Origin of the sequence: Pseudomonas crudilactis, assembly GCF_013433315.1 — a bacterium.
Lineage (GTDB): Bacteria > Pseudomonadota > Gammaproteobacteria > Pseudomonadales > Pseudomonadaceae > Aquipseudomonas > Aquipseudomonas crudilactis.
Window position 1 is genome coordinate 99697 of the sequence record NZ_WXVV01000007.1, and the last position, 25788, is coordinate 125484.

At 57.9% G+C, this 25788-nt stretch carries 27 protein-coding genes; 6 read left to right on the forward strand and 21 right to left on the reverse strand.

Going from position 1 to position 25788, the window contains the following annotated elements:
• The first annotated feature begins 75 nt into the window (after nucleotides 1–75).
• Entirely contained in the window at nucleotides 76–543 is a 468-nt protein-coding gene (locus tag GTU76_RS09745; protein WP_016987495.1) for a helix-turn-helix domain-containing protein, read from the forward strand.
• A gap of 81 nt (nucleotides 544–624) precedes the next feature.
• Nucleotides 625–1128 carry a PIN domain-containing protein gene (locus GTU76_RS09750; protein ID WP_180698514.1) on the forward strand — a complete coding sequence of 168 codons (504 nt, stop codon included), beginning with the start codon at nucleotides 625–627 and terminating at the stop codon, nucleotides 1126–1128.
• Nucleotides 1129–1184: 56 nt separating this feature from the next.
• Here GTU76_RS09750 and GTU76_RS09755 read toward each other — a convergent pair whose 3' ends face one another.
• The 10 genes from GTU76_RS09755 to ccmA form a co-directional block, all read right to left on the reverse strand.
• On the reverse strand, nucleotides 1185–1589 hold the full coding sequence (locus GTU76_RS09755; protein WP_016987493.1) for a hypothetical protein: 405 nt from the start codon (nucleotides 1587–1589) through the stop codon (nucleotides 1185–1187).
• 25 nt (nucleotides 1590–1614) lie between these two features.
• Nucleotides 1615–2817 carry a c-type cytochrome biogenesis protein CcmI gene (gene ccmI, locus GTU76_RS09760; protein WP_180698515.1) on the reverse strand — a complete coding sequence of 401 codons (1203 nt, stop codon included), beginning with the start codon at nucleotides 2815–2817 and terminating at the stop codon, nucleotides 1615–1617.
• Nucleotides 2814–3284: a cytochrome c-type biogenesis protein gene (locus tag GTU76_RS09765; RefSeq protein ID WP_016987491.1), complete on the reverse strand. Its 471-nt coding sequence runs from the start codon at nucleotides 3282–3284 to the stop codon at nucleotides 2814–2816. Before GTU76_RS09765 ends, ccmI begins: the two co-directional genes overlap by 4 nt.
• Nucleotides 3281–3817, reverse strand: a complete 537-nt coding sequence (locus tag GTU76_RS09770) for a DsbE family thiol:disulfide interchange protein (protein ID WP_016987490.1) — start codon at nucleotides 3815–3817, stop codon at nucleotides 3281–3283. The genes GTU76_RS09765 and GTU76_RS09770 overlap by 4 nt, the downstream gene beginning before the upstream one ends.
• Entirely contained in the window at nucleotides 3814–5802 is a 1989-nt protein-coding gene (locus tag GTU76_RS09775; RefSeq protein WP_180698516.1) for a heme lyase CcmF/NrfE family subunit, read from the reverse strand. The genes GTU76_RS09770 and GTU76_RS09775 overlap by 4 nt, the downstream gene beginning before the upstream one ends.
• Before the next feature lie 3 nt (nucleotides 5803–5805).
• On the reverse strand, nucleotides 5806–6261 hold the full coding sequence (gene ccmE, locus GTU76_RS09780; RefSeq protein ID WP_016987488.1) for a cytochrome c maturation protein CcmE: 456 nt from the start codon (nucleotides 6259–6261) through the stop codon (nucleotides 5806–5808).
• Complete coding sequence (gene ccmD / locus GTU76_RS09785; protein ID WP_003222944.1) at nucleotides 6258–6434, reverse strand: heme exporter protein CcmD; 177 nt, start codon at nucleotides 6432–6434, stop codon at nucleotides 6258–6260. The genes ccmE and ccmD overlap by 4 nt, the downstream gene beginning before the upstream one ends.
• Complete coding sequence (locus tag GTU76_RS09790; RefSeq protein WP_016987487.1) at nucleotides 6431–7186, reverse strand: heme ABC transporter permease; 756 nt, start codon at nucleotides 7184–7186, stop codon at nucleotides 6431–6433. The genes ccmD and GTU76_RS09790 overlap by 4 nt, the downstream gene beginning before the upstream one ends.
• A 78-nt stretch (nucleotides 7187–7264) precedes the next feature.
• Nucleotides 7265–7933, reverse strand: coding sequence for a heme exporter protein CcmB (gene ccmB, locus GTU76_RS09795; protein ID WP_007919970.1), 669 nt, complete (start codon nucleotides 7931–7933; stop codon nucleotides 7265–7267).
• Nucleotides 7930–8565, reverse strand: a complete 636-nt coding sequence (ccmA, locus tag GTU76_RS09800; protein WP_016987486.1) for a cytochrome c biogenesis heme-transporting ATPase CcmA — start codon at nucleotides 8563–8565, stop codon at nucleotides 7930–7932. The genes ccmB and ccmA overlap by 4 nt, the downstream gene beginning before the upstream one ends.
• 197 nt (nucleotides 8566–8762) lie before the next feature.
• Here ccmA and fliK point away from each other — a divergent pair, with 197 nt between their 5' ends.
• From fliK to GTU76_RS09820, 4 genes are all read left to right on the forward strand, one after another.
• Nucleotides 8763–10337 (forward strand): flagellar hook-length control protein FliK, encoded by a 1575-nt coding sequence (gene fliK, locus GTU76_RS09805; protein ID WP_180698517.1) that lies wholly within the window; start codon nucleotides 8763–8765, stop codon nucleotides 10335–10337.
• Nucleotides 10334–10663: an EscU/YscU/HrcU family type III secretion system export apparatus switch protein gene (locus GTU76_RS09810; RefSeq protein WP_095050198.1), complete on the forward strand. Its 330-nt coding sequence runs from the start codon at nucleotides 10334–10336 to the stop codon at nucleotides 10661–10663. The genes fliK and GTU76_RS09810 overlap by 4 nt, the downstream gene beginning before the upstream one ends.
• 221 nt (nucleotides 10664–10884) lie before the next feature.
• A complete protein-coding gene (locus GTU76_RS09815; RefSeq protein WP_180698518.1) occupies nucleotides 10885–12609 on the forward strand; it encodes a hypothetical protein in 1725 nt (574 codons plus the stop codon).
• 63 nt (nucleotides 12610–12672) lie between these two features.
• A complete protein-coding gene (locus GTU76_RS09820) occupies nucleotides 12673–13317 on the forward strand; it encodes a hypothetical protein (RefSeq protein ID WP_180698519.1) in 645 nt (214 codons plus the stop codon).
• 217 nt (nucleotides 13318–13534) lie between these two features.
• Here GTU76_RS09820 and GTU76_RS09825 read toward each other — a convergent pair whose 3' ends face one another.
• The 11 genes from GTU76_RS09825 to GTU76_RS09875 form a co-directional block, all read right to left on the reverse strand.
• A complete protein-coding gene (locus GTU76_RS09825) occupies nucleotides 13535–15187 on the reverse strand; it encodes a hypothetical protein (RefSeq protein ID WP_180698520.1) in 1653 nt (550 codons plus the stop codon).
• A 44-nt stretch (nucleotides 15188–15231) separates the two neighbouring features.
• Nucleotides 15232–16872 carry a hypothetical protein gene (locus GTU76_RS09830; protein ID WP_180698521.1) on the reverse strand — a complete coding sequence of 547 codons (1641 nt, stop codon included), beginning with the start codon at nucleotides 16870–16872 and terminating at the stop codon, nucleotides 15232–15234.
• Nucleotides 16873–17066: 194 nt separating this feature from the next.
• Nucleotides 17067–17459 carry a DUF2802 domain-containing protein gene (locus GTU76_RS09835; protein ID WP_180698522.1) on the reverse strand — a complete coding sequence of 131 codons (393 nt, stop codon included), beginning with the start codon at nucleotides 17457–17459 and terminating at the stop codon, nucleotides 17067–17069.
• A complete protein-coding gene (locus GTU76_RS09840; RefSeq protein ID WP_038363882.1) occupies nucleotides 17460–17945 on the reverse strand; it encodes a chemotaxis protein CheW in 486 nt (161 codons plus the stop codon).
• Between the two features lie 90 nt (nucleotides 17946–18035).
• Nucleotides 18036–18995, reverse strand: a complete 960-nt coding sequence (locus tag GTU76_RS09845) for a CheW domain-containing protein (protein ID WP_180698523.1) — start codon at nucleotides 18993–18995, stop codon at nucleotides 18036–18038.
• A 2-nt stretch (nucleotides 18996–18997) separates the two neighbouring features.
• The gene (locus GTU76_RS09850; protein WP_007919990.1) at nucleotides 18998–19786 is read right to left on the reverse strand and encodes a ParA family protein; all 789 of its coding nucleotides are present in this window, start codon (nucleotides 19784–19786) and stop codon (nucleotides 18998–19000) included.
• A 43-nt stretch (nucleotides 19787–19829) separates the two neighbouring features.
• A complete protein-coding gene (gene motD / locus GTU76_RS09855) occupies nucleotides 19830–20720 on the reverse strand; it encodes a flagellar motor protein MotD (RefSeq protein ID WP_016987477.1) in 891 nt (296 codons plus the stop codon).
• A 12-nt stretch (nucleotides 20721–20732) separates the two neighbouring features.
• Nucleotides 20733–21473 (reverse strand): flagellar motor protein, encoded by a 741-nt coding sequence (locus tag GTU76_RS09860; protein ID WP_016987476.1) that lies wholly within the window; start codon nucleotides 21471–21473, stop codon nucleotides 20733–20735.
• Nucleotides 21473–22621 carry a protein-glutamate methylesterase/protein-glutamine glutaminase gene (locus tag GTU76_RS09865; protein WP_180698524.1) on the reverse strand — a complete coding sequence of 383 codons (1149 nt, stop codon included), beginning with the start codon at nucleotides 22619–22621 and terminating at the stop codon, nucleotides 21473–21475. The genes GTU76_RS09860 and GTU76_RS09865 overlap by 1 nt, the downstream gene beginning before the upstream one ends.
• A gap of 49 nt (nucleotides 22622–22670) precedes the next feature.
• Nucleotides 22671–24938 (reverse strand): chemotaxis protein CheA, encoded by a 2268-nt coding sequence (locus GTU76_RS09870; protein WP_180698525.1) that lies wholly within the window; start codon nucleotides 24936–24938, stop codon nucleotides 22671–22673.
• Nucleotides 24939–24992: 54 nt separating this feature from the next.
• A complete protein-coding gene (locus GTU76_RS09875) occupies nucleotides 24993–25781 on the reverse strand; it encodes a protein phosphatase CheZ (RefSeq protein WP_007920000.1) in 789 nt (262 codons plus the stop codon).
• Between the last annotated feature and the right edge of the window lie 7 nt (nucleotides 25782–25788).

Genomic DNA, 25788 nt, shown 5'->3' on the forward strand with positions numbered 1-25788 from the left:
GTTTCGTTTATTGCGATTTTCGTTTAATTCGAATAACGTCCCGACATTGTCTTTTCAGAAAGCTGGAAAACCATCATGTCGATTGTTATTCATCCGCCGGTCACCCTCCCCGTAGAGCGCGAGATCAAAGCCGCCATCGAGGGCCAGCGTGCCTTGGCCGCTTACCTCGCTACCCAATTCGAAACCCAGCACATACAGATCTTCGATGAGCAGAACGAAGCTCATCGTGTCGAGTTGCCAACGTCGGCCCTGCGCCTGCTTGCTGACATTCTTGCAGCGCTGGCAGAGGGCAACGCCGTTAAAGTCGTGCCAGTACACGCCGAACTGACCACCCAGGAAGCCGCTGATCTGCTCAATGTCTCACGCCCGCACATGATTAAGCTGCTGGAAAGCGGCGAGATTTCCTACCATAAAACCGGCAAGCACCGACGTGTGCGCTTTGCCGATCTGATGGATTATAAGACCCGGCGTGACAGCGCCAGCGAGCAGGCAATGATGCTTCTCGCAGAGCAGGCACAGGCACTGAGGACAGGATACGAGTGAGGCATTCCTCCTTCACGGCTGCCTCGCCAATAAAGAGCCGATGCATGTGTTTTGTACCCTACGCCGCTAAGAGACTTTTTGATGTGGCTTGCCCTCTCGGGGCGGTTCCGGGCGCGATGGAGCAAGGAGATTCACAGCGAATGGAAACGCAATCTATTGAAGAACCGCACTGACCTGACCATGGAACAACTGGATCGTACGTCTGAATTGATGGACCGCGCGATCCCCGAAGCTTGCGTCTGCGACTACGAAGAACTGGTCAACGGATTGTCATTGCCCGATCAGGATGACCGTCATGTACTGGCGGCAGCCATTCGCTGTGGTGCAGGCGTCATCGTGACGTTCAACTTGAAAGACTTTCCCGATACGCAGCTCGCCCCTTTTGGTATCGAAGCACAGCATCCCGATGAGTTCGTCGAAAACCTGTTCCATCTTGATTCGGCAGCAGTTGTCGCTGCCGCCCAAAAGCAGCGAAAACAACTGAAAACGCCAGCGATGGATGTCGAGTCGTTTTTGCGATTACTGCAACGACAAGGATTGACCCAGTCGGTCCAAGCGCTTGAAGGTTATCGCGCCATTCTCTGAAGCATTCAGCACAAACGACAGACAAAAAAACGGCGATCCAAAGATCGCCGTTTCATTCACTGCCCGAACTGCTTGCCCAACCCCGGTGGCACGCCGTGGATGTTGGTGTCTTCCCACGGGCCGTTCGGGCTGACGGAGCGGCTCCAGCCGTTGTTCCAACGGTAGTAGGTGCGCTGGCGGTAGAAGGTGTTGGTCTGGTCGTCGAGGACGTAGACGCCGAGTTTTTGGTCCCAGTGGCTGTTGCCGCCCGGTGGCGGGGCGAAGCTGGCCGAGGTGCGCGGGACGGGTTTTGCCGGTTTCGCCGGGATGCTTTTGCCAGGTGTTGGCGAGGTCGATGGGGTCGGGCTTGGCTGCGACGGCGGGATTGGCGGCAGGTTGGTGGTCGGTTCCGGTCGTTGCACCGCACATGCACTCAAGCCCAGGGCCAGTGTGAGGACTGTGATTCGGGCGATGGTGTGCATGGCGGTGCTTTCCTGTTGTGTCCGGCTATTTGTCCGGGCTGTCGATGGTCAGTTTTTGTAGCGCAGTGGTGCTGCTGGCCAGAGGGCCGCTGCGACCGACCCATTCGCCGGCAGTCGGCTGGCCGGCACGGGAGATGCGCGCAACCAGTTGGACTTCAGGGAAGTTCGACAGTTTCAACTGCGGCATCATTGCGTCAGCATCGCCCAGTTCGACGGTCACCGGCAGATCGGCCACGGTCAGGCGTTTGGCCGCCAGCGGTGCCGGTGGACCGGAGGTGGCGCGGGCGAAAATGAACACGCTGTCACCCGGTTGCACTTTGCTTCTGAGTTCGCTGGCCAGATCGACGCTGACTTTCAACAGCGCGGCTTTCGCAGCTACCGGTGCCTGAGCAACCTTGCCACCACTGGCCTCCAGACGCTCGGCGGCGCGTTTGATCCCGCCTTGCAGCGCGGCGCGGGAATTGTCCTCCGGCGGCAATTGCGCCAGCAAGCGGGTCCAGAAGTCGATCGCTTCCTGATAACGCTCGCCTTCGAACGCGGCGATACCGAGCAGACCGAGGCTGGTAACTTCTTTCGGATCAGCCTTCAGCGCTTCGTCGGTCAGCGCCTGTATCTTCGCCGACCATTTCTTGCCATCCGCAAAGTACTGCGCCTGCGCCCACTGACCGAGCAGTTCCGGTTGACGACCGGCCAGATTGGCAGCGCGCTCAAACATCTTCGCCGCGTCCGCCGGGCGCTCTTGCGCCATGTAGGTACGACCGAGGAAATACAGGCCTTCGGCAGAATCCGGTTGCGCCGCAACAGCACGCTCCAGACGCTGGGTCATCTCTTCCATCGACTGCGGCGCCTGGGCGAATTCTCGGGTCAGTTCGACCTTGTCGGCAGCACCGAAGTGCATATACAGGCCCAGACCCAACACCGGCACCAACACCGCCGCCAGCAACGGCAACGGCTTACCCAGTTTTGAGATACGCGGCGCGGCAACACCTTCGGTATCGGCCAGCAACTCACGTGCAGCCTCGGCACGACCGCTGTCCATTTGCGCCGCGTCGAGCACGCCTTCAGCCTGTTGCGATTGCAACTCGGCGACACGCTCCTGATACAACGCGACGTTCAGGGCCGTCCGATCCTCTTCACGCTGGGCGCGACGTTCACGTAACACCGGGATCAGCAGAAAACTCAGGGCGACCAGAAGCAACAGCCCTGCGGCAAGCCAGAAATCAATCATTCTTGGTTTTTATCCAACAGTTGGTCGAGGCGCTGACGCTCATCGGCGCTAAGCGATTGCGGAGTTTCGGCGCGCTGGCCGCGACGACGGCGGACGATCACCGCGATCACCACCAAACCACCGAGCAGCAGACCGGCCGGGCCGAACCACAGCAGTGCGGTCTTGGCATTGAGCGCCGGTTTGTAGCGGACGAAATCACCGTAGCGATCAACCATGAAATCGATGATCTGCTGGTTGTCCTTGCCCTCGCCGAGCATGCGGAAAATCTCTTTGCGCAGGTCAGCGGCAATCGGTGCGTTGGAGTCGGCGATGTCCTGGTTCTGGCACTTGGGGCAGCGCAGTTCCTTGGTCAGTTCACGGAAACGCTCGCGATCACCTTCTTTGGCGAACTCGTAAGTATCGATGGCGGCATGGGCGACACCGGTCAGACTCAAGCCCAACACGGCAGCGGCTAAAAAACGCTTCATGGCTTGGCCTCATCGACCAGCGCCTGATATTTCGCGGCGAGTTTTTCGCGCCAGACCTGCTCATCGATCACGCCGACGTACTTGTCGCGGATGATGCCCTTGGCGTCGATGAAGAAGGTTTCCGGCGCGCCGTAGACACCGAGGTTCAGGCCCAGCGAGCCTTCGTCGTCGCGGATATCCAGCACATACGGATTGTGGAATTCGGCGAGCCACTTCAAGGCATCGGCGTTGGTGTCCTTGTAGTTGATGCCGTAAATCACCACGCCGCGCTCGGCGAGTTTGTTCAGCACCGGATGCTCGACCCGGCAGGAAATGCACCAGGTGCCCCAGACGTTGACCAGCGCCGGTTTGCCGAGGATGTCAGCCTTGGTCAGGCTCTTGTCGCCCTGCACGTTGGGCAGGGAAAACTCCGGGAACGGCTTGTTGATCATCGCCGACGGCAGCTCCGCCGGATCGAGGTACAGACCGCGATAAAGAAACACCGCCACCAGCAGGAAAATCGCCAGTGGCACCAGCATCAACCAACGTCTCATGCAGCCGCTCCCGTCATGCCCAGGGCTTCACGCACCTTGGCTTTCACCTTGACCCGATAACGTCGATCCAGCGCCGCCAGCAAACCACCGAAGCCGGTGAGCAGCCCGCCGAACCAGATCCAGCGCACGAACGGTTTGACGTGCACCCGCACCGCCCACGCGCCATTTTCCAGCGGTTCACCGAGGGCAACGTAAAGGTCACGGGTGAAACCGGCATCGATGCCGGCTTCGGTCATCATCGAACTTTGCACGGTGTACAGACGTTTTTCCGGGTGCAGTACGCTGATTTCCTTGCCGTCGCGGATCACGCGAATGGTGCCTTTGTCCGAGGTGAAGTTCGGCCCTTCGAAGTGCTTGGCGCCTTCGAAAATAAAGTGATAACCGGCCAGGTCCATCGACTCGCCCGGCGCCAGACGCAGGTCGCGTTCGGCACTGTTCTGGCTCGACAACACCACGCCCAACGCACACACAGCGATGCCGAGGTGGGCGATCTGCATGCCCCAATAGCTGCGGGTCAGGGTTGGCAGGCCTTTGATCAAGCCCTTGTGGCGAGTCTTGTCGACGATGTCGCGCGCACCGGCGAGCAACACCCACGCGGCGAGCAGGAAGGTCGCGATCACTGCCCAGTTGAAATCGCCGTAAGCGACACCAGCCACCACGGCCAGCGCGACGCTGCCGAGCAATACCGGGGTCAGCATGCCGGCCAGCCATTTCACCGGCGTGTCTTTCCAGCGCACGATCACCCCGATCGCCATTACCACCATCAGCAATCCCATCAATGGGATGAACAGCGCGTTGAAGTACGGCGGGCCAACCGACATCTTGGCGCCGCTCAGGGCATCGAGAATCAGCGGGTACAGCGTGCCGAGCAGGATCATCGACGCGGCGACGACCAGCACCAGGTTGTTGCCCAGCAGCAGGGTTTCCCGCGACCACAGGTTGAAACCGACCTGACTCTTCACCACTGGAGCACGCAGGGCGAACAGCGTCAGCGAGCCGCCGACCACGAACAACAGGAAGATCAGGATGAACACGCCGCGCTCCGGATCGGAAGCAAACGCGTGTACCGAGGTCAGCACGCCGGAACGCACAAGGAACGTCCCGAGCAGGCTCAGCGAGAACGCGGCAATCGCCAACAACACCGTCCAGCTCTTGAACACGCCACGTTTTTCCGTAACCGCCAGCGAGTGAATCAGCGCGGTGCCGACCAGCCAAGGCATGAAGGAGGCGTTTTCCACCGGATCCCAGAACCACCAGCCACCCCAGCCGAGTTCGTAATACGCCCACCACGAACCGAGGGTGATGCCGATGCCGAGGAAGGCCCAGGCGACGATGGTCCACGGGCGCGACCAACGTGCCCACGCGGCATCAAGGCGACCGCCCATCAACGCGGCGATGGCGAAGGCGAACGCCACCGAAAAGCCGACGTAGCCCATGTACAACATTGGCGGGTGAACGATCAGGCCGATGTCTTGCAACAACGGATTCAAGTCGGCGCCATTGCTGGGCATTTGCGGCAGGATGCGTTTGAACGGGTTGGACGTGAGGATCAGAAACAGCAGGAAACCGGTGCTGATCATGCCCATCACCGCCAGTACACGAGCGAGCATGACTTGCGGCAACTGCCGCGAGAACACCGACACCGCGAAGGTCCAGCCGCCGAGGATCAACGCCCACAACAGCAACGAACCTTCGTGGGCGCCCCACACGGCGCTAAATTTGTAATACCACGGCAACGCGGTATTGGAGTTGTTTGCCACGTAGGCGACGGAGAAGTCATCGGTCATGAACGCGTAGGTCAGAATGCCGAACGCGAACAGCAGAAAGGCAAACTGCCCCCACGCGGCTGGCTGGGCCAGGCTCATCCAGAAACGGTCGCCGCGCCAGGCACCGACCAATGGCACCACGGCCTGCACCAGCGCAAAACACAGGGCCAGAATCATCGCCAGATGGCCGAGCTCAGGAATAAAAATTGCCGAGGTCATCGATCAACCCTCCTTCGCAGGCGTTGGTGCCGATTGACCACTGTCTTTCAAGGCTTTGGTCACTTCCGGCGGCATGTACTTCTCGTCGTGCTTGGCCAGCACTTCATCGGCCACCACCACGCCGTCGGCGTTGATCTTGCCGAGGGCGACGATGCCCTGCCCTTCGCGGAACAGATCCGGGAGGATGCCGCGATAGGCGATGGTCACGGACTTGTTGAAATCGGTGACAACAAATTTGACGTCCAGCGAGTCCGGCGAACGTTGCAGCGAGCCCTTCTCGACCATCCCGCCGGCGCGGATACGCGTGTCTTGCGGCGCTTCGCCGTTGGCGATCTGGGTCGGCGTGTAGAACAGATTGATGTTCTGCTGCAGGGCGCTGAGGGCCAGGCCGACGGCAGCGCCGACCCCGACCAGGATGGCCAGAATGATGATCAGACGTTTCTTGCGCAGCGGATTCACTTGCCGTTCTCCCGGCGCAGACGACGCGCCTCTTGTTGCAGATAGCGCTTGCGGGCCGCAATCGGCGCCACCACGTTGAGGATCAGCACCGCCAGACAGATGCCGTAGGCCGACCAGACATACAGGCCATGATGGCCCATGGCGAGGAAGTCGCCGAATGAAGCAAAACTCATCGAGCGGCCTCCAGACTGTGCTGCACTTCTTCTTTCACCCAACTGGCGCGGGCTTCGCGCTTGAGCACTTCAAGGCGCATGCGCAGCAACAGCACGGCGCCGAAGAAGCAGTAGAAACCCAGCACCGTCAGCAGCAGTGGCAGCCACATTTCCGCCGGCATCGCCGGTTTTTCGGTGAGGGTGAAGGTCGCGCCCTGGTGCAGGGTGTTCCACCACTCCACCGAGTATTTGATGATCGGGATGTTGATCACGCCGACGATGGCCAGCACGGCGCAGGCCTTGGCGGCGCTGTCGCGGTTGCTGATGGCATTGCCCAGCGCGATCACGCCGAAATACAGGAACAGCAGAATCAGCATCGAGGTCAGGCGCGCGTCCCAGACCCACCACGAACCCCAGGTCGGTTTGCCCCAGATCGCCCCGGTGACCAGCGCCACGGCGGTCATCCACGCGCCGATCGGTGCGGCGCATTGCAGGGCGACATCGGCCAATTTCATCTTCCACACCAGCCCGACCACACCACACACCGCCAGCATCACGTAGATCGACTGAGCGAGCATCGCGGCAGGCACGTGGATGTAGATGATGCGAAAGCTGTTGCCTTGCTGATAATCCGGCGGCGCGAAGGCCAGGCCCCAAACGACGCCGACGCCGATCAGCAGCAACGCTGCGATGCTCAGCCACGGCAAGAACTTGCTGCTGATGCCGTAGAACCACTTGGGCGAGCCGAGCTTGTGAAACCAGGTCCAGTTCATACTGTTTCCATCACGGGTGCCGCTCATCGGTGTGAGCAGTCTCAGGGTCTTTGCTGGTTAAATTTTAACCAGACCTCATTATTCGCCGACGCTGATCTTCAGGCCAGCCGCTATTGCAAAAGGTGTCAGGGTGATCGCCAGGGCGGTCAGGCTACCCAGCCACAGCAGATACCCGGTCGCCGGCATGCCTTGCAAGGCGGCCTGCAAGGCGCCACTGCCAAGGATCAACACCGGGATGTACAACGGCAGAATCAGCAGCGCCAGCAACAGGCCGCCACGCTTCAAACCGACCGTCAGTGCCGCGCCCACCGCGCCGAGCAAGCTCAGTACCGGTGTGCCCAACAGCAACGAAAGCAACAAAACCGGCAGACAGGCGGCAGGCAAACCGAGCATCAACGCCAGCAGCGGTGAGAGCAGAACCAGTGCCAGACCGGAGAAGAGCCAGTGTGCCAGCACCTTGGCCAAGACCAGAAGTGGCAGCGGGTGCGACGAAAGGACCCACTGTTCCAGGGATCCGTCTTCGAAATCACTGCGGAACAGCCCGTCCAGCGAGAGCAGGACCGACAACAGCGCCGCCACCCAGACTAACCCGGGGGACAGGTTTTGCAACACTTGAGTTTCTGGGCCGACGGCCAGCGGGAACAAAGCGATGACGATGGCGAAGAAAATCAGTGGATTGGCCAGTTCCGCCGGGCGGCGAAACAGCAATCGGGATTCACGGGCAACCAGCAGGCCAAACACACTCATACTGCCCAGTTCCCCAGATCGATATCACGATAACCGGCCGGCATCCGGCTCAGCGTGTGGTGCGTGGTCAACACCACCAGACCGCCGCGTTCGCAGTGCCCGGCCAGATGTTCTTCGAGCTGCGCCACGCCCTGTTTGTCTAGTGCGGTGAACGGCTCATCGAGAATCCACAACGGCGGGCTGTCGAGATACAAGCGCGCCAGCGCCACGCGACGTTGTTGGCCGGCGGACAGGCTGTGGCAGGGAACATCTTCGAAACCGCGCAATCCTACAGCTGCCAGCGCTTGCCAGATGGCCTCGCGTTCGGCGGGATGATGCAGGGCGCAGAGCCACGACAGATTCTCTTCCGGGGTCAGCAAATCCTTGATCCCGGCGGCGTGACCGATCCACAGCAGGTTGCGTGCGAGTTCGCTGCGTTGTTCGGTCAGCGGCTGGCCATTGAGCAGGACTTGCCCGGCGGTCGGCTGCATCAGTCCCGAAAGCAGGCGCAAAAGGCTGGTCTTGCCGCTGCCGTTGGGTCCGCTGATCTGCACCATATCGCCACTGGCGAGTCTCAATTCGAGATTTTCGAAGAGCAGCCGCAGATCACGTTCACACGCGAGGGCAACGGTTTGCAGGACAGGACTGGTCAAGGGATCACGGGCCTTATACGGTTCAAGTCGGCTCTGGCGCGGCCGTTAAAGAGATGCAGCATAGATGCATTGACGGCTCGATCTAGAGAGCTGGGTCAAACAATTGCTATGTTTTTTATTCGAAGCGCAAGACGGGCGGCATTATACATGTCGTGCCTTACTCTCAAGAGTGCATTTTCCTCAGGTTGTGTCCGCGTATGACAGGCGAAATGAACATCCTCCCGCTCCCGCCCACGACCCCGGCGACCGTTCGCCCGCAGGTCGGTGAGCTGCTCAAGCTGCTGACCCCGGTCGAAGGCCTGATCGGCGCCGGGCAAAGCGCCAAGGCCGAGGTGTTGTCGCTCAAGCAGGCGGATCAGACCTTTCAGTTATTGCTCAAAGTGACCGTCGACGGCGGACGCCAGACCACCGTGCAGGCGACCAGCAATCTGCCGTTGCCCCAAGGCACCAGCCTGGCGATCACCCAGCCATCGGCGGGCAACCTGGCGATTACCGTGCAACAAGCCATCGCCAGCAGCGTTGCCACACTGACGCGTATCGATACCGCGCAATTGCCGGTTGGCACACTGCTGCAAGGCAAAGTGCTGACCTCGCAGGCGCTGCCGCAGACGCCGGGGCAAGCCGCGGTGTTCCGCTCGCTGGTCAGCCTGCTCAACACCGCACAGAGCGGCAGCACACTGACCATCGACAGCCCGCAGCCGCTGCGCATCGGCACTTTGCTGTCGGCGCTGGTGGAAGACGCTCAAACCCTCAAGTTCCTGCCGATGAGCAGCCGCCAGGAACAACTGGCCGTCAGTCAGCAACTGCTCGGCCAGCAAAGTCGTCAGGCCTCCCTGACAGGGTTGCTGAATGCTTTGCAGAATCTGCCGAGCGATACCGATCAGACATCGCAGGATTTGCGCGCAGTGGTCGACAAATTGCTCGCCAGCCTGCCGGACGTGCAACAACTGAGCACCGCCAAAGGCGTGGCCCTTGCCCTGGCCAACAGCGGCGCGTTCCTCGAAGCCAAACTGTTGACCGGGCAGAACCCGACACTGGCACCGGACATGAAAGCCGATCTGCTCAAGCTGATCGCGCAGCTGACTCAGGGCCTGCCGAGCAGTACCAGTTTCAACGCGATCATCGCCGCCAACACCTTGGCGCAAGCGCTGCCGAGCTTTGTCCGCAATGCGCTCGGCATGCTCGGTCAGGTCAGCGCCAAACCGCTGCCAAGCAGCTTCCCGCTGCCCGACCGCTTGCTGCAAAGCCTGGACGGCGAAGGCGATCTGGAACAGTTGCTGCGCCTCGCCGCTGCCGCTGTTTCGCGCCTGCAGAGCCATCAACTATCGAGCCTGGAACAGACCGGCGTTACCGACGATGGGCGTCTGCTCAGCACCTGGCAGCTGGAAATCCCCATGCGCAACCTGCAGGACATCGTGCCGTTGCAGGTCAAGTTCCAGCGTGAAGAAGCGCCGGAGCGCGAACCGCAGCCGAACGAGCGCCGCGACGAGCGCGAACCCAAGCAACAACTGTGGCGCGTCGATCTGGCGTTCGACATGGAACCACTCGGGCCGATGCAGATTCAGGCGCAACTGATCGCCGGCAGCCTGTCCAGCCAACTGTGGGCCGAACGGCCGTACACCGCTGACCTGATCGGCAACAACCTGTTCGCCCTGCGCCAGCGCCTGCTCGATCGCGGGCTCAACGTCGGCGACATCGACTGCCACCTCGGCACCCCGCCGCAAGGCAATCAAACCCGTCTTGAACAGCGCTGGGTCGACGAAACCGCATGAACGATTCCACTGCCCCACGCCAGGCCATTGCCCTCAAATACGACGGCAACCACGCGCCAACCCTCACCGCCAAAGGTGATGACGAACTGGCCGAAGAAATCCTGCGCATTGCTCGTGATTGCGAAGTGCCGATTTACGAAAATGCCGAATTGGTGCGGCTGTTGGCGCGGATGGAATTGGGCGACAGCATTCCTGAGGAGCTGTATCGCACGATCGCCGAAATCATCGCGTTTGCGTGGAATCTGAAGGGTAAATTTCCCGAGGGACAGGATCCGAATGCGCCGATGGTCGAGAAGGACGTCACCGAACGCGGGGATGATTATTAAGCCTTAAAAGAAAAACATCGCAGCCTTCTGCGTTTGCTGCAGGGAAAAACACTGCAATGCAGGTGCCACTGAAGGATGTGACTTAACGAGAGTCGAGAAAGACGCCACCGTTCGTCGCAACTGTCAGATCTGACAGTTGCGCACGATTTTGCCGTGGCTGCCAAATGATCATGCAGCGCCAATCATCCGATCTCGGCGCTATACCGATCAGGAGCGCTCTGATGACCTCGGCCTCGAATCCGGAAGACCCTACTGCGAGTAATGATACCTCAACCCTGTATGCACCCCACATTCCTGAGCTCATCAGCCCAATGGACGGCGACGAGGGCTACCACGGTGGCATCGGCGCAGCAGCACTGAATGCCGACCTGGTTGTTATTGTTGATCCCTGGCTAGACAGTGATATGGGCCAAACCTGCAAGCTTTTTTGGGATGACGATGTCACCGCCATTCTTACAGAGACGATCGATAAACCAGAAGAATTGAACGCCCCACTGCTTTTTCGGGTACCGGCAAGCCAGATACTCGATGGGCCTGCATTCCCCGTGTTCTACCGCGTCAGGCGCAACAGCGGCAACGAAAGCGATTCGTTCAAGCTCAACATTCTGATCAAGCGCACACTGCCAGGAGGGGTACTCGACAATCCTGAACCCCTCGGTCATCCCGGACTGCGTTATACCTTTACCCCGGATATCAAGGATGGCATCGACAGTGAAATGGCAAAGCAAGGCATTGCCATGCGTATCGAGCCCTATCAGAACATCACCGTGTTCGACCGCATCATCGCGCGATGGGGTGATACAGAACAGGTTTCCTACTATCCCGTCACGCCTGAGCAAATCAGTGATCCGCAAAACCATCCGATCCTGATCCTGTTCGATGAACAACTGATCAAGCGCGCGGGGGACGGCAAGCATTCGATCACCTACCAGGTGATCGACCGCTGTGGAAACCGTCCGCACCCTCACGCGCAGTGGGCAATCCCCACGGAAGTCAGCGTGAACGTCAATCGCATACCGGCACCGACCGTGACAGGCGAACAAGGCGGCGTGCTGGATCCTGCCTACTCGACGAATATCCAGGTTGTCGCTTCAGGAATCGGACTGGTCGCTGGCGACCGTGTTCGTACCCACTGGTTGGGCCGGGAAGAACGCGAAACAGAGGAAAAAACCTATTCGGGAAGTGGAACGCTGACATTTCCGGTTCCGCTCAGTTGGGCTAATGAAAGTGACCAGAGCACCGTCAGCATTACCCTGCGCGTAAAGCGTACTGGAGGAAACCCCACCTCCGACACCAAGCTTTTGATCATCAAAACCACGATTATTCTCAAGCCTCCCAAGGTTCTGGAGGCTTACGGTGAGCTGGGCGATCACTTGAGAATGTCCGATATCTATGAGGCCAGGTTCGTGACCGTCCAGGTTCAGCAATATGTGGGGATGGCGATCGGGCAAACCATTCGCGTCCGTTGGGCATCGGCGCGATATCTCCATGATAGTGCGATCATCCCGGTAACGGCTGTCGGCGCAATGAATGTCACCGTTCCACGGATGGAGGTCGTGGACTCCATTGGGAGTACCGTTCCCGTCAGCTTCACCGTTCGTACCTACCCCAACGGTCCTCTGCATCGATCTGATCCATTAAGGCTGGTTGTCGATGCTCAGGCATTTGTCCTGCCGCCCCCACGACTCACCGAGGACAAGTCCACAGTCACCGTTCGATATCCGGCAATGGCTGATGGTCACCAGGCGCGAGTGCGTCTGGGCGGGGTCGTTACTCGCCGGACAGCATGGAAAGACATGAAAACAGGCGTCACAGCCGATTTTCCACTCCTGCCAGACTGGATAGCTGAAAACCAAGGGAAAACCGTGTTGATCAATTACAGCGTCAATCGACGTGGCGTTGATGAGCAAAGCCAGTTCTCTCAAGTATTAAGAGTGGAACTGTAATTCAGTGAATGCCACTCACTGAAAACACCCAAAACCAGTCATTTTTTAAATGGATGAAAAAACATGAACGCGACCGTTAATGTATTTAACCTTGTCCCGCCAAAAGTGCTCAAAGCATACGGAATCAAGGGTAACCGCTTAAACATCAACGACATTTACTGGGATAAGTATGTCGAAGTCCAGACAGACTATATCGGCATGTTGAAAGGTCACGCCGTACGCGCGCGCTGGGTGACCAGAAACCACGTGTATAACAGCGAAATACTGACAGTTGAAACTCCAGGGCCTTTGATCTTCAAGATTCCGCGCCTTGAAGTGATTGATGCCATTGGGGGAATCGCCACCGTCAATTACAGTGTTCGCCCTACACCGAACGAACCGCTTCTTATCTCCAAATCGCTGACATTAAATGTCGACCAACAAATGTTCGACCTCAGTGAACCGAGACTTTCTGCCGATCGAAAAAACGTCACGGTCAAGTTCTTGAACATGACTCCCGGGTACACCGTCAGGGTCAGATGGCACGGAGTGGTAATACGCGATACTGAAACCCAGCCAATCCAGGATACTTCCTCAATGGCCTTTGATATTCCAGCCTCCTGGATAACGGAGAACGCAGGAAAAACAGTACCGATCAACTACAGCGTTCACCGCTCAGGCTCTAATGACAACCTTATGTTTTCCCGATTGCTGCGCATCACACTCTAAAATTGATGGCAGTGTAGAAAGGCTCAGTGTACAGATCGACTGTACGCTGTGCCTTTGTCATTGTGGTATCGAAACCAGCAATCACGCCCTCCTTTGCGCACTACCATTGTTCACCGCTGCATTACCAAAGGTGACAATATCGACTAACAAAAACTTGTTAGCTTTACTACTTTACTTAGCTAAAGCATTGTCTGCCACAATACAATCCTGATTTTTTTCAGCGAGTAGGCGGGACACGACCAGAAGTATCTACGGCTTGATCCTGAATAAAATAGTCGAACACAGTGGCCGCTCCATCACCCAAGGTCAGGCGAATAACCGGCACTATTCTTCCCACCGTTTCGTAATAATCTTTTTGCATAAATTTCGCGCCTTCCAACCCGACAGCACGACTAGGGCCAACAACGTAAATAAATGCCTCAATTGGAAGATCTCGTCTTCCTTTTGGCCAGACGCCTACAACCACTTCATTGGCCTGAACCCGCTCGGACGGAACCTGGAAAGCGTTACGTGCCTGCAGGCTGATAGAGAACTGGTCCTTATCTGGATTAAAACTGCACTGACTCAAATGCCTGTCTCCTCCCATTCGATGATAGTGAGACACCCACTTGTCCAGGGTTGTAACTCCCTCTTCCGGGCAAGATCTGCTGGAGTCAGGATGATAGCTGTGCGCACCGCAACCTTTATTAGTCCGGTTAGGATATATCGCACCGTCAACCGGATATGAGCACAACACAGCCACTGGATAATCGTTGCTCTTATCAACATCTGTCTGACTCTTAAAGACAAAACCCTGCGTTTCGCCTCTATAAAGACGAGCAATACCCAAATCCTCGCGCAAATATGAAAACGAAACACTTCCGGAAGTCTCGGACGATGGGCTAGGATCCCAAGCATGGTATTTTCCCGATGCGCCTGTTGTCCTGACCAATACGCCAGCGCAGTGAAATGCCGCTTTGCCACCACAATCATTTGCAACATTCGAGTACCGCGCATTCAACTGCTCTGCGACTATCTGACCATACATCTGATCACCTGCAGAAAAACTGAACACATTTCCGTCTGATGCTCCAAGATTCAATTTAACGATAGGCACATACAACGAAGTAGCACGATAATAATCACGTTGAAAATTTTGCGCATCCTGCAACTTTGAGGGCCACCAAGTATTGTAGTAAACGGCGTCTATGGGGAGTTTTTCAGGCTTGCTCTGATCCCACGTCTGAATCAGCACTTCCATGGGTTTGATCGTCCATGCCGCCCCTACAAGTGTGTGCGCTTCAAGACTCGCCTTGAATTGTGCGGCGACCACCGTGCTCAGCGAACACTGATTTTTTGGCAGCGAACTGTGCTCCTGAAAATTTTTCAACCACGCTGCAGCCGTAACGGGAGAGCCCCATAACTTTGCACAATTGGCAAGATCGGTGTCGGTTTGTGCAGTTTTGGGTGCAAACCCACAGCCGTGATCCGCCCGAATATCGAGTGATTCGGTTGGGAAGGGAAAAATACATCGCAGGTTCAGCGCCTTCCCTGCTGCCAATGCAGAAGTCTGATCCTTGAGGATAAAGCCGCTATTCCTGTGGCTGTTTACTGATGTGCTACCTACATCAGAACGAATATAAGTAAAGGCAACAGAGCCGAGTTTAGTCGCCTGGGAGCCATAATCCCAGAACTTGAAAACCGTGCTGTAATCCACACCCCGCAAGAGAACGCCGGAACAGAAATACGCAGGTGTTCCGTTCGAACACTGCGCGACATTACTCTTATATTTTTCATTTAAATCGGTGATCAAGGCCAGGCCAGACATGGCATTCGCAGGGAAAACGATACATACCGCAGCAATCATTATAAAATACGTCAGACATTTCATATAAACCTTCCTTATCTGAGAATCTTTCACTCTATCAAGAGTAACTAATTCCAAACATCTGACTGCTCATCCCTGTGAAAACTGAAAGCTGTTGGCTCACCCTCTACCAGCGTGACACGTATGACGGGAACCAACTCTCCGCTCATATCAAAATAATCCTTTTGGGCATACTTTGCGCCTTCAACCCCTACTTCCAGGGTCTGCTTATAAAGGTAGAAAAATGCGGCTATTGGCAACTGTCTCGGAATCCCCCTGGGCCAAGTCTTCAACATGACTTCGTTATGGTAAGGTCGCTCTTCATTCGGTCTTTCAAAATTATTTCGCGCTTGCAGACTCAGGGCAAATTGATCCCGGTCAGCGGCAAAACTACATTGATGCATATTTCTATTGGAAAAATAACCTGACCCTCCAACTGAACGGTAATGCAACTTCCATTTCTCTAATGTGGTTACACCTTCTTCCAGGCAGGAACGGCTATTAGTCATATATGCCTTGTTCGGACCACACCCACCATTCGTTGTCCGGTTGAAAGTATTACCATCCGAAGGATAAGAGCAAAGCAACGGAATAGGATATGTGCCTAACCGCTCAGCAGTCTGCGAATCCTTGAAAATAAAACCTTGAGTCTCATTCCAGACCAGAATCTCAATACCTAAATCCTTTCGAACATAGGAAAACGACACACCACCCGTTGCTATGGAATTATCACTCGGATCCCAGGCATGATAACTTGGCTTAGTGCCTGTCACTCTCAGAAAAACACCACTGCAATAATAAGCCGCCTTGCCGTTACAGTCGCTTGTCACGTTCGCGTATTTGATGTTCAATCTTTCGGCCACCGCCTCACCGTAGACCTGCTCCAGCGGGTTAAAGCTAAAAACCTGTTTATTCGTCGCAGATAGATTTAGCTTTACGATAGGCACATACAGCGACGTCTCCAGATAATATTCTCGCTGAAACTTCTGAGCATCCAACAACTTGGCAGGCGTCGATGCATTGTAAAACACAGCTTCAATTGGCAGTGACTCTGGCTCGCTCTTATCCCACGTCTGAATCAGTACTTCCATGGGTTTGTTCGTCCATGCCGTTCCTACAAGTGTGTGCGCTTCAAGACTGGCCTTGAATTGTGCGGCAACCACCGTGCTCAGCGAACACTGATTTTTCGGCAGCGAACTGTGTTCTTGAAAGTTTTTCAACCACGCTGCAGCAGTAACGGGAGAGCCCCATAACTTTGCACAATTGGCAAGATCGGTGTCGCTTTGTGCAGTTCTGGGTGCAAACCCACAACCGTGATCCGCCCGAATATCGAGCGATTCGGTTGGGAAAGGGAAAATACATCGCAGGTTCAGCGCTTTCCCTGCTGCCAATGCAGAGGTCTGATCCTTGAGGATAAAGCCGCTATTTCTGTGGCTGTTTACTGATGTGCTACCTATATCAGAACGAATATAAGTAAAGGCAACAGAGCCGAGTTTAGTCGCCTGGGATCCATAATCCCAGAACTTGAAGGCCGTGCTGTAATCCACACCCCGCAAGAGAACGCCGGAACAGAAATACGCAGGTGTTCCGTTCGAACACTGCGCGACATTGCTATTATATTTTGCGTTTAAGTCGGCGATCAATGCCTGGCCAGACATGGCATTGACAGTAACGGTAAAAAACATCGTCAAAAACAATGAATATTTCATGCCCATACTCCGATGAATTGAAGCTCATCTTGAGTATGTTGAATATAACAAAGCGCTATCTACTGTCAGTTCTGACAGTCCCGACAAACGGTATTTTCGTATTAATGCAAAAGATCGCAGCCTTCGGCAGCTCCTACAGGAAAACGCATTCCAATGTAGGAGCTGCCGAAGGCTGCGATCTTTTGATCTTGCTTCTAGTTCTTGTGCAACTTGCGCATCAACTCGGCCTCAGCCTGGGTCAACCCGCAGGACTGAGTCAGTTCATCGACGCTTGCGCCCATCCCCACCAGTTTCGCCGCTTGGGCGAATGACAGGCTCGACGGGTCGCGCTGTTCCAGCTGAACGATTTTGTCCGGCAACGGACTGACTACCGCGCGCAGCTCGTGCAGGGCTTCGCCCATGCGCACGTTGCCGTTCTGGTAATCGTCGACACGCTTGGCCAGGTCCTTGATGCGCTGATCACGCAGCGCATCGCCCTCGGCCTGTTGCGCAGCGATTACGCGCTGCGCCTTGATGTACGACACAAACATCGCCAACGTGCCTGCCCAGAAGAGGAACAGGACAATGACCGCAACCTCGAGAATCAATCAGATATTCTCCAGGTCCGACCATTCTTCTTCGCTCATCATCTTGTCCAGCTCGACCAGGATCAGCAACTCGTTGTTCTTGTTGCATACGCCCTGGATGAACTTGGCCGACTCTTCGTTGCCGACGTTCGGCGCCGTCTCGATTTCCGACTGACGCAGGTAAACCACTTCGGCCACGCTGTCGACCATGATGCCGACGACTTGCTTGTCGGCTTCGATGATGACGATACGGGTGTTGTCGCTGATCTCACCGGTGCTCAGGCCGAAGCGCTGACGGGTGTCGATCACGGTGACCACGTTACCGCGCAGGTTGATGATGCCCAGCACGTAGCTCGGCGCGCCCGGCACCGGAGCGATCTCGGTGTAGCGCAGCACTTCCTGCACGCGCATCACGTTGATGCCGTAGGTTTCGTTGTCCAGTTTGAAGGTCACCCATTGCAGGATCGGATCTTCAGAACCCTTTGCATTCGTCGCCTGACTACTCATACCCTGACCCCTCGAAAAAACCGCTCTGAGCGGTGTGTGTTCTGTGTGGCGGCATTCAACAATGCCGTCGCCTGATTGTTATGTCGGCTGCTATGTCGGTTTATGTAGCGGCTTGTGGCCGCCCAAGTGCTTTGCCCCACCGCTGGCGATCAACTCGGCCAGTGCGGAAACGTCAAGCAATGCACACATGTGCTCAATCACAGTGCCGGCGAGCCATGGCCGCTGACCCCGGTGACTTCTCCATTTGATTTCATTCGGGTCCAGGCGCAACGAGCGACTGACCTGATGCACCGCCAGGCCCCACTCGTAACCTTGTACCGAAATCACGTACTGCAAGCCCTGACGGAAGTCATCGCGATAGCGATCCGGCATGACCCAGCGCGCGGTGTCCAACACTTTCAGATTGCCGGCCTGGCTCGGCAGGATCCCGAGGAACCATTCCGGCTGACCGAACAACGGCGTCAGCTCGTGGCCGGCCAGCGAATAGATCGAGCCGAGGCACACCAGCGGCACCGCGAGGGTCAGGCCGGCGACGTCGAACAGCAGGCATTCGAACGCTTCCGAGGCCCAGGCCGGACGACCATCGGTTTCCACCGGTGGCGGCGTGTTGTTTGGCGGCAGGTGCACTTCGACCAGCGGCGGAACCAGCGTCTGTTCGACGGGTGCGGGTGCAACCGGGGCTGGAACGGGTTCGACCACCGCCGGTTCCGGCGCGGTTCTGAGCAATTGGGTTTGCAGCAGCGGTGCCAATGTCGAGACCGGCGCGCGAACCGGTTCGGCCTCTTCGATCAATGTAACGGGTGCTTTGGCGACCGGTGCAACGGCAGGCGCGACAACCTGAGCAGCAGGCTTGGCCGCTTTCTGTGCGTCACGCGCCTGCTCTTCCAGTACCGCTGCCTGGAACTCGTCCAGCGTTTCGCTGCTTTCGACAACTTCAGGCTGCGCCTCAATGACCGGCGGCAGCTCCTCAGGAATTTCCTGCAGCAAATTATCCAGATAAGACTGCAGCGCCAATTGCGGACGCGATGTGAGTTTGACCGGGCGATTCATGCTCACGCCACCTGCGGAACAAGTTGTTGCGCCAACAGGTGCTTGAGCAGCGCGCGGTAGGCCAGCACGCCACGGCTCTTGCCGTCGAATTGCGAAGGCGTGACACCGGCTCGGCTGGCGTCGCGCAGACGAGTATCGACCGGGATATAACCCTGCCAGATCTCTTCCGGGAATTTGTCACGCAGCACACGCAAGGTATGCATCGATGCCTGCGTACGGCGATCGAACAGGGTCGGTACGATGCTGAACGGCAGCGCCTGTTTGCGCGAGCGGTTGATCATCGCCAGGGTGTTGACCATGCGCTCCAGACCTTTGACGGCCAAGTGTTCAGTCTGCACCGGGATCACCAATTGCTGGCTCGCCGCGAGGGCGTTGACCATCAGCACACCGAGCAACGGCGGGCTGTCGATCACCGCGTAATCGAAGTCCTGCCACAGCTGCGCCAGACTCTTGGCGATTACCAGACCCAAGCCACTCTGTCCCGGCGACTGACGCTCAAGGGTTGCCAGCGCGGTGCTCGACGGCAGCAGCGAAATGCGCTCATCGCTGGTCGACAACAGCAACTGCCCCGGCAGGCCTTGCGGCACGCTGCCCTTGTGCAGAAACAGGTCGTAGTTGCTGTGTTCCAGGCTGTCGGGATCGTAGCCGAAATAGCTGGTCATCGAGCCGTGCGGGTCGAGATCGACCACAACCACGCGCTTGCCCGCCTCGGCCAGCAACCCGGCTAAAGCGATGGAAGATGTGGTTTTACCGACACCACCCTTTTGATTGGCGACTGCCCAGACTCTCATTCAGTTCGTTCCTCCCGGCCGATATGCTCGACCGAGACATAGCTCAGCGTGTTAATGCGGGTGACGGAGAATTGACGGCACTCTCGCGTCCCGGCGTCTTGACCGGGGTCGGTGCAGTTTGTGTGCCAGCCCGCTTCAATGCAGCGTCCGGTTGCGCATTGGCGGTTCCGGTGCCCGTGAGGCTGCGGCGCACATCGAGATTGCGCGACACCACCAACACAACGCGACGGTTTTTCGCACGGCCTTCGGCGGTGGCGTTATTGGCGACCGGTTGGAACTCACCGTAACCCACCGAAGCCAGGCGACCCGGGTTCACGCCCTGCATCGCCAGCATGCGCACGATGCTCGCCGAACGCGCCGACGACAGTTCCCAGTTTGTCGGATACTGCGCCGTGCGGATTGGCTGATCGTCGGTGAAGCCTTCGACGTGGATCGGGTTGTCGAACGGTTTGAGGATTGCCGCCACCTTGTCGATGATGTTGAAGGCGATGTCGCTCGGCATAGCGTCGCCACTGCCGAACAACAGGCTGGAATTGAGTTCGATCTCGACCCACAGCTCGTTGCCACGCACGGTCATCTGGTTGGAGCTGATCAAGTCGCCGAACGCGGCGCTGATGTCATCGGCGATGCTTTTCAGCGGATCGCTGGCGCCGGCGATACCGGCATCGATCTGCTCGGCGTCCTTGACCAGTGGCTTGGCCGGAGTCACGGTTTTCGGCCGCTCGTCGCCGATCTGGATCGGTTTGAGCGCGCGGTCGGAGTCTTTGAAGACGCCGACCAGCGCTTCGGAAATTTCCTTGTACTTGCCTTCGTTGATCGACGAAATCGAGTACATCACCACGAAGAACGCGAACAGCAACGTGATGAAATCCGCGTAGGAGACGAGCCAGCGCTCGTGATTGACGTGTTCTTCCTGATGCCTGCGACGAGCCATGAGGTTATTCCCTTAATCCATGAAGCCTTGCAGCTTCAACTCAATGGAGCGAGGGTTTTCACCTTCGGCGATCGACAGGATCCCTTCCAACAACATTTCGCGATAACGCGACTGCCGCAACGCGATTGACTTCAGCTTGGCGGCGATCGGCAGCAACACCAGGTTGGCACTGGCCACGCCGTAAATGGTCGCGACAAACGCCACGGCAATGCCGCTGCCCAGTTGCGTCGGATCCGCGAGGTTGCCCATCACATGGATCAGGCCCATCACCGCACCGATGATGCCGATGGTTGGCGCGTAGCCGCCCATGCTTTCAAAGACTTTTGCCGCTTCGATGTCGCGGGCTTCCTGAGTGTAAAAGTCCACTTCAAGGATGCTGCGGATCGCTTCCGGCTCAGCGCCGTCGACCAACAATTGCAGGCCTTTGCGCGAGTAATTGTCGGGTTCGGCATCGGCCACGCCTTCCAGGCCCAGCAGGCCTTCCTTGCGCGCGGTGAGGCTCCAGTTGACGACGCGATCGATGCCACCGGCCAGATCGACCCGTGGCGGAAACAGAATCCAGGCAAGGATCTGCATGGCGCGTTTGAACGCGCTCATCGGCGATTGCAGCAGTGCGGCACCGATGGTGCCGCCCAGTACGATCAATGCCGCCGGGCCGTTGGCCAGCGCACCGAGGTGACCACCCTCAAGGTAGTTACCACCGATGATGGCGACGAACGCCATGATGATCCCGATAAGGCTTAAAACATCCATCAGATGCACGCCTCGACAATGTGTTTGCCGATGTCGTCGAGGCTGTACACCGCGTCGGCGAGGTCGGCTTTGACGATGGCCATCGGCATGCCGTAAATCACACAACTGGCTTCGTCCTGCGCCCACACCGCGCTGCCGCCCTGCTTGAGCAGACGCGCGCCTTCACGGCCGTCGGCGCCCATGCCGGTCAACACCACCGCCAGAACTTTGTCACCGTAGGATTTCGCCGCCGAACCGAAAGTGATGTCCACGCACGGCTTGTAGTTCAGACGTTCGTCGCCCGGGAGGATTTTCACCGCGCCACGGCCGTCGATCATCATTTGCTTGCCACCCGGCGCGAGCAACGCCAGGCCCGGACGCAGGATGTCGCCATCCTCGGCTTCCTTGACGCTGATGCGGCAGAGCTTGTCGAGACGTTCGGCGAAGGCCTTGGTGAATGCCGCCGGCATGTGCTGGATCAGCACGATCGGCGCCGGGAAATTCGCTGGCAACTGAGTCAGCACGCGTTGCAGGGCAACCGGGCCGCCCGTCGAGGTACCGATGGCCACCAGTTTGTAGGCTTTGCGTTTCGGCGCGGGCGACGAAGCGCTGGCGGCCGGAGTACGGCTTGGAGCAGGTGCATGCACAGGCGCGGGTGCCGGACGTGCCGGTGCACTGGTGCTGTGGCTGCTGAAGCTGGATGGCGCCGGAGCCGGTGCAGGCGTTGGTGCTGCGGCTGGAGCCGGCGCACTGTAGGCACTGAAACGACGGTTACTGCGCGAGATGCTATGGACCTTCTCGCACAGCAGTTGCTTGACCTTCTCCGGGTTACGCGAGATGTCTTCGAAATTCTTCGGCAGGAAATCCACCGCACCAGCGTCCAGCGCGTCCAGAGTAACCCGGGCGCCTTCGTGCGTCAGCGAGGAGAACATCAACACCGGGGTCGGGCAGCGCTGCATGATGTGCCGTACCGCCGTGATGCCGTCCATCATCGGCATCTCGTAGTCCATGGTGATCACGTCCGGCTTGAGTGCCAGGGCCTGATCGATCGCCTCTTTACCGTTGGTAGCGGTGCCGACCACTTGAATGCTCGGATCCGCTGAAAGAATTTCCGAGACGCGGCGGCGGAAAAAACCCGAATCGTCCACCACCAGGACTTTGACTGCCATAAACACTCCATTAGGTGCAGCGGGACGTTGTCGCCCCGCCGCCCCGGATTCAAATACGCCGTGCGGCGTAACGCTTGAGCATGCTTGGAACATCGAGAATCAGCGCGATGCGGCCGTCACCCGTGATGGTGGCGCCGGACATGCCCGGAGTGCCCTGCAGCATTTTGCCCAATGGCTTGATGACCACTTCTTCCTGACCGACCAGTTGATCGACGACGAAGCCGATCCGCTGCGTGCCCACCGAAAGGATCACCACGTGGCCTTCACGCTGCTCTTCGTGAGCGGCGGAGCTGACCAGCCAGCGCTTGAGGTAGAACAATGGCAGCGCCTTGTCCCGCACGATCACCACTTCCTGACCGTCGACGACGTTGGTGGTCGACAAGTCGAGGTGGAAGATTTCGTTGACGTTGACCAGCGGGAACGCAAACGCCTGATTGCCGAGCATCACCATCAGGGTTGGCATGATCGCGAGTGTCAGCGGCACCTTGATGACGATCTTCGAGCCCTGGCCCTTGGTCGAGTAGATGTTGATCGAACCGTTGAGCTGGGAAATCTTGGTCTTCACCACGTCCATGCCGACACCGCGGCCGGACACGTCGGAGATCTCGGTCTTGGTCGAGAAACCCGGGGCAAAAATCAGGTTGTAGCACTCGGTATCGCTGAGGCGATCGGCCGCGTCCTTGTCCATGACACCGCGTTTTACCGCGATGGCACGCAGGACGTTCGGGTCCATGCCTTTACCGTCGTCGGAAATCGACAGCAGGATATGGTCACCCTCTTGCTCGGCAGCCAAAACAACACGGCCGCCACGGGCCTTGCCCGACGCTTCGCGTTCTTCCGGCGACTCGATGCCGTGGTCGACAGCGTTGCGCACCAAGTGGACCAGCGGGTCGGCCAGGGCCTCGACAAGGTTTTTGTCGAGGTCGGTTTCTTCACCCACCAGTTCCAGGTTGATCTCTTTCTTCAACTGACGCGCCAGATCTCGAACCAGACGCGGGAAGCGCCCGAAGACCTTCTTGATCGGCTGCATCCGCGTCTTCATCACGGCGGTCTGCAAGTCAGCGGTGACCACGTCGAGGTTCGACACGGCCTTTTGCATGGCTTCATCGCCGCTGTTCAGACCCAGGCGCACCAGACGGTTACGCACCAGCACCAGCTCGCCGACCATGTTCATGATTTCGTCGAGACGTGCCGTGTCGACGCGCACGGTGGTTTCGGCTTCGCTCGCCGGTTTTTCCGGTGGCGGTGTCGCCGGCGCACGGGCCGGAGCCGGAGCAGCAGCGGCCGGTTTCGGCGCTTCGGCTTTCGGCTCAGGCTTGGCGGCAGGCTTGGGCGCTGCAGCAGCGGCCGGTGCCTTGGCAGCAGGCGTGGCGACAGTCGAAGCACTGCCAGCAGCAGCGGTGCCGACTTCGGAGAACTTGCCTTTGCCGTGCAGTTCGTCGAGCAGCGATTCGAACTCGTGATCGCTGATCAGATCGCTGCCGGCCGCCGCAGCAACCGGTGCGGCTGGCGCAGGTGCCGAGGCAATCGCCGATTCCAGCGCATCCACGGCAAAGTTGCCCTTGCCATGCAGTTGATCAAGCAGGGCTTCGAATTCGTCGTCGGTGATGTCAGAGCTGTCGCCCTTGGCCGGTGCCGCAGGGGCTGCCGCCGCTGGTGCAACCGCATCCACCGCGAACTGGCCTTTGCCGTGCAACTGATCGAGCAACGACTCGAACTCGGCATCGGTGATTTCATCGCTCGCGGCTTCAGCGGCCGTTTGCGCAGGCGCAGCAGCGGCCGGGGCTTCAGCTTCAGCCTTGACGGCGTTCAGCGAGTCCAGCAGTTGTTCGAATTCGTTATCAGTGATGTCGCCCGACGCGTCGCCTTCAACGACCAGTTCTTCGATCATCTCGGCCACCGGCGATGCCGGGGCGGCGTCCGCCGATTGCGGTTCGGCCAGACGCGCCAGGGCGGCCAGCAGTTCCGGGGTGGCAGCGGTGATCGGCGCACGCTCACGAACCTCAGTGAACATGCTGTTCACCGCGTCCAGTGCTTCGAGGACAACGTCCATCAGTTCTGCATCAACGCGGCGCTCACCCTTACGCAGGATGTCGAACACGTTTTCGGCGATGTGACAGCACTCCACCAGCTCATTGAGCTGAAGGAAGCCGGCGCCCCCTTTTACAGTGTGGAAACCGCGAAAAATTGCGTTGAGCAGATCTGCGTCATCCGGGCGGCTTTCCAGCTCGACCAGTTGTTCGGACAGTTGCTCAAGAATCTCGCCGGCCTCAACCAGGAAATCCTGAAGGATCTCTTCATCGGCGCCGAAGCTCATTAATGGGGTGCTCCTACAGGTCTAAAAACCCAAAAAACCTAAAATTCCAAAACTCTAGAACCCGAGGCTGGATAACAAATCGTCCACATCGTCCTGACCGGACACAACGTCTTCTCGTTTATCGGCATGAATCTGCGGACCTTCACCCTGCGAGAGATGTTTTTGTGGATCTTTTTCTGCAAGCATCGCGGCGCGGTCATGTTCGATGCCCGCAAAGCGGTCCACCTGACTGGCCATGAGCACGAGCTTGAGCAAATTGCTTTCGACTTCGGTGACCAGTTGGGTCACACGCTTGATCACCTGACCGGTCAGGTCCTGGTAATCCTGGGCCAGCAGGATGTCGTTGAGATTGCTCGACACCGCACGGTTGTCCGTGCTGCTGCGTGACAGAAAACCGTCAACCCGGCGCGCCAGTTCACGGAACTCTTCAGCCCCGACCTCGCGACGCATGAAGCGACCCCAATCGGCGCTCAACGTCTGGGCTTCGTCAGCCAGACTGTTGACCACCGGCGTGGCGCTTTCCACCAGATCCATGGTGCGGTTGGCCGCGGCTTCTGTCAGCTTGACCACATAGCCCAGGCGTTCGGTGGCGTCGGTGATTTGCGACACTTCCTCGGCCTGCGGCATGTTCGGGTCGATCTGGAAGTTGACGATCGCACTGTGCAATTCACGTGTGAGCTTGCCCACTTCCTGGTACAGGCCACGGTCACGGGTCTGATTGAGCTCATGGATCAGTTGCACAGCGTCGCCGAACCTGCCTTTTTCAAGGCTCTCGACCAGTTCGACCGCGTGTTTTTTCAGGGTCGACTCGAAATCGCCCTGTGAAGATTCGTTATGCTCCATAGCTCCC

Coding starts and splice junctions, on each gene's coding strand:
- GTU76_RS09745 (WP_016987495.1), top strand. CDS start 76: ATGTCGATTGTTATTCATCCGCCGGTCACCCTCCCCGTAGAGCGCGAG.
- GTU76_RS09750 (WP_180698514.1), top strand. CDS start 625: ATGTGGCTTGCCCTCTCGGGGCGGTTCCGGGCGCGATGGAGCAAGGAG.
- GTU76_RS09755 (WP_016987493.1), bottom strand. CDS start 1,589: ATGCACACCATCGCCCGAATCACAGTCCTCACACTGGCCCTGGGCTTG.
- ccmI (WP_180698515.1), bottom strand. CDS start 2,817: ATGATTGATTTCTGGCTTGCCGCAGGGCTGTTGCTTCTGGTCGCCCTG.
- GTU76_RS09765 (WP_016987491.1), bottom strand. CDS start 3,284: ATGAAGCGTTTTTTAGCCGCTGCCGTGTTGGGCTTGAGTCTGACCGGT.
- GTU76_RS09770 (WP_016987490.1), bottom strand. CDS start 3,817: ATGAGACGTTGGTTGATGCTGGTGCCACTGGCGATTTTCCTGCTGGTG.
- GTU76_RS09775 (WP_180698516.1), bottom strand. CDS start 5,802: ATGACCTCGGCAATTTTTATTCCTGAGCTCGGCCATCTGGCGATGATT.
- ccmD (WP_003222944.1), bottom strand. CDS start 6,434: ATGAGTTTTGCTTCATTCGGCGACTTCCTCGCCATGGGCCATCATGGC.
- GTU76_RS09790 (WP_016987487.1), bottom strand. CDS start 7,186: ATGAACTGGACCTGGTTTCACAAGCTCGGCTCGCCCAAGTGGTTCTAC.
- ccmB (WP_007919970.1), bottom strand. CDS start 7,933: ATGAGTGTGTTTGGCCTGCTGGTTGCCCGTGAATCCCGATTGCTGTTT.
- fliK (WP_180698517.1), top strand. CDS start 8,763: ATGACAGGCGAAATGAACATCCTCCCGCTCCCGCCCACGACCCCGGCG.
- GTU76_RS09810 (WP_095050198.1), top strand. CDS start 10,334: ATGAACGATTCCACTGCCCCACGCCAGGCCATTGCCCTCAAATACGAC.
- GTU76_RS09815 (WP_180698518.1), top strand. CDS start 10,885: ATGACCTCGGCCTCGAATCCGGAAGACCCTACTGCGAGTAATGATACC.
- GTU76_RS09820 (WP_180698519.1), top strand. CDS start 12,673: ATGAACGCGACCGTTAATGTATTTAACCTTGTCCCGCCAAAAGTGCTC.
- GTU76_RS09825 (WP_180698520.1), bottom strand. CDS start 15,187: ATGAAATGTCTGACGTATTTTATAATGATTGCTGCGGTATGTATCGTT.
- GTU76_RS09830 (WP_180698521.1), bottom strand. CDS start 16,872: ATGAAATATTCATTGTTTTTGACGATGTTTTTTACCGTTACTGTCAAT.
- GTU76_RS09840 (WP_038363882.1), bottom strand. CDS start 17,945: ATGAGTAGTCAGGCGACGAATGCAAAGGGTTCTGAAGATCCGATCCTG.
- GTU76_RS09845 (WP_180698523.1), bottom strand. CDS start 18,995: ATGAATCGCCCGGTCAAACTCACATCGCGTCCGCAATTGGCGCTGCAG.
- GTU76_RS09850 (WP_007919990.1), bottom strand. CDS start 19,786: ATGAGAGTCTGGGCAGTCGCCAATCAAAAGGGTGGTGTCGGTAAAACC.
- motD (WP_016987477.1), bottom strand. CDS start 20,720: ATGGCTCGTCGCAGGCATCAGGAAGAACACGTCAATCACGAGCGCTGG.
- GTU76_RS09860 (WP_016987476.1), bottom strand. CDS start 21,473: ATGGATGTTTTAAGCCTTATCGGGATCATCATGGCGTTCGTCGCCATC.
- GTU76_RS09865 (WP_180698524.1), bottom strand. CDS start 22,621: ATGGCAGTCAAAGTCCTGGTGGTGGACGATTCGGGTTTTTTCCGCCGC.
- GTU76_RS09870 (WP_180698525.1), bottom strand. CDS start 24,938: ATGAGCTTCGGCGCCGATGAAGAGATCCTTCAGGATTTCCTGGTTGAG.
- GTU76_RS09875 (WP_007920000.1), bottom strand. CDS start 25,781: ATGGAGCATAACGAATCTTCACAGGGCGATTTCGAGTCGACCCTGAAA.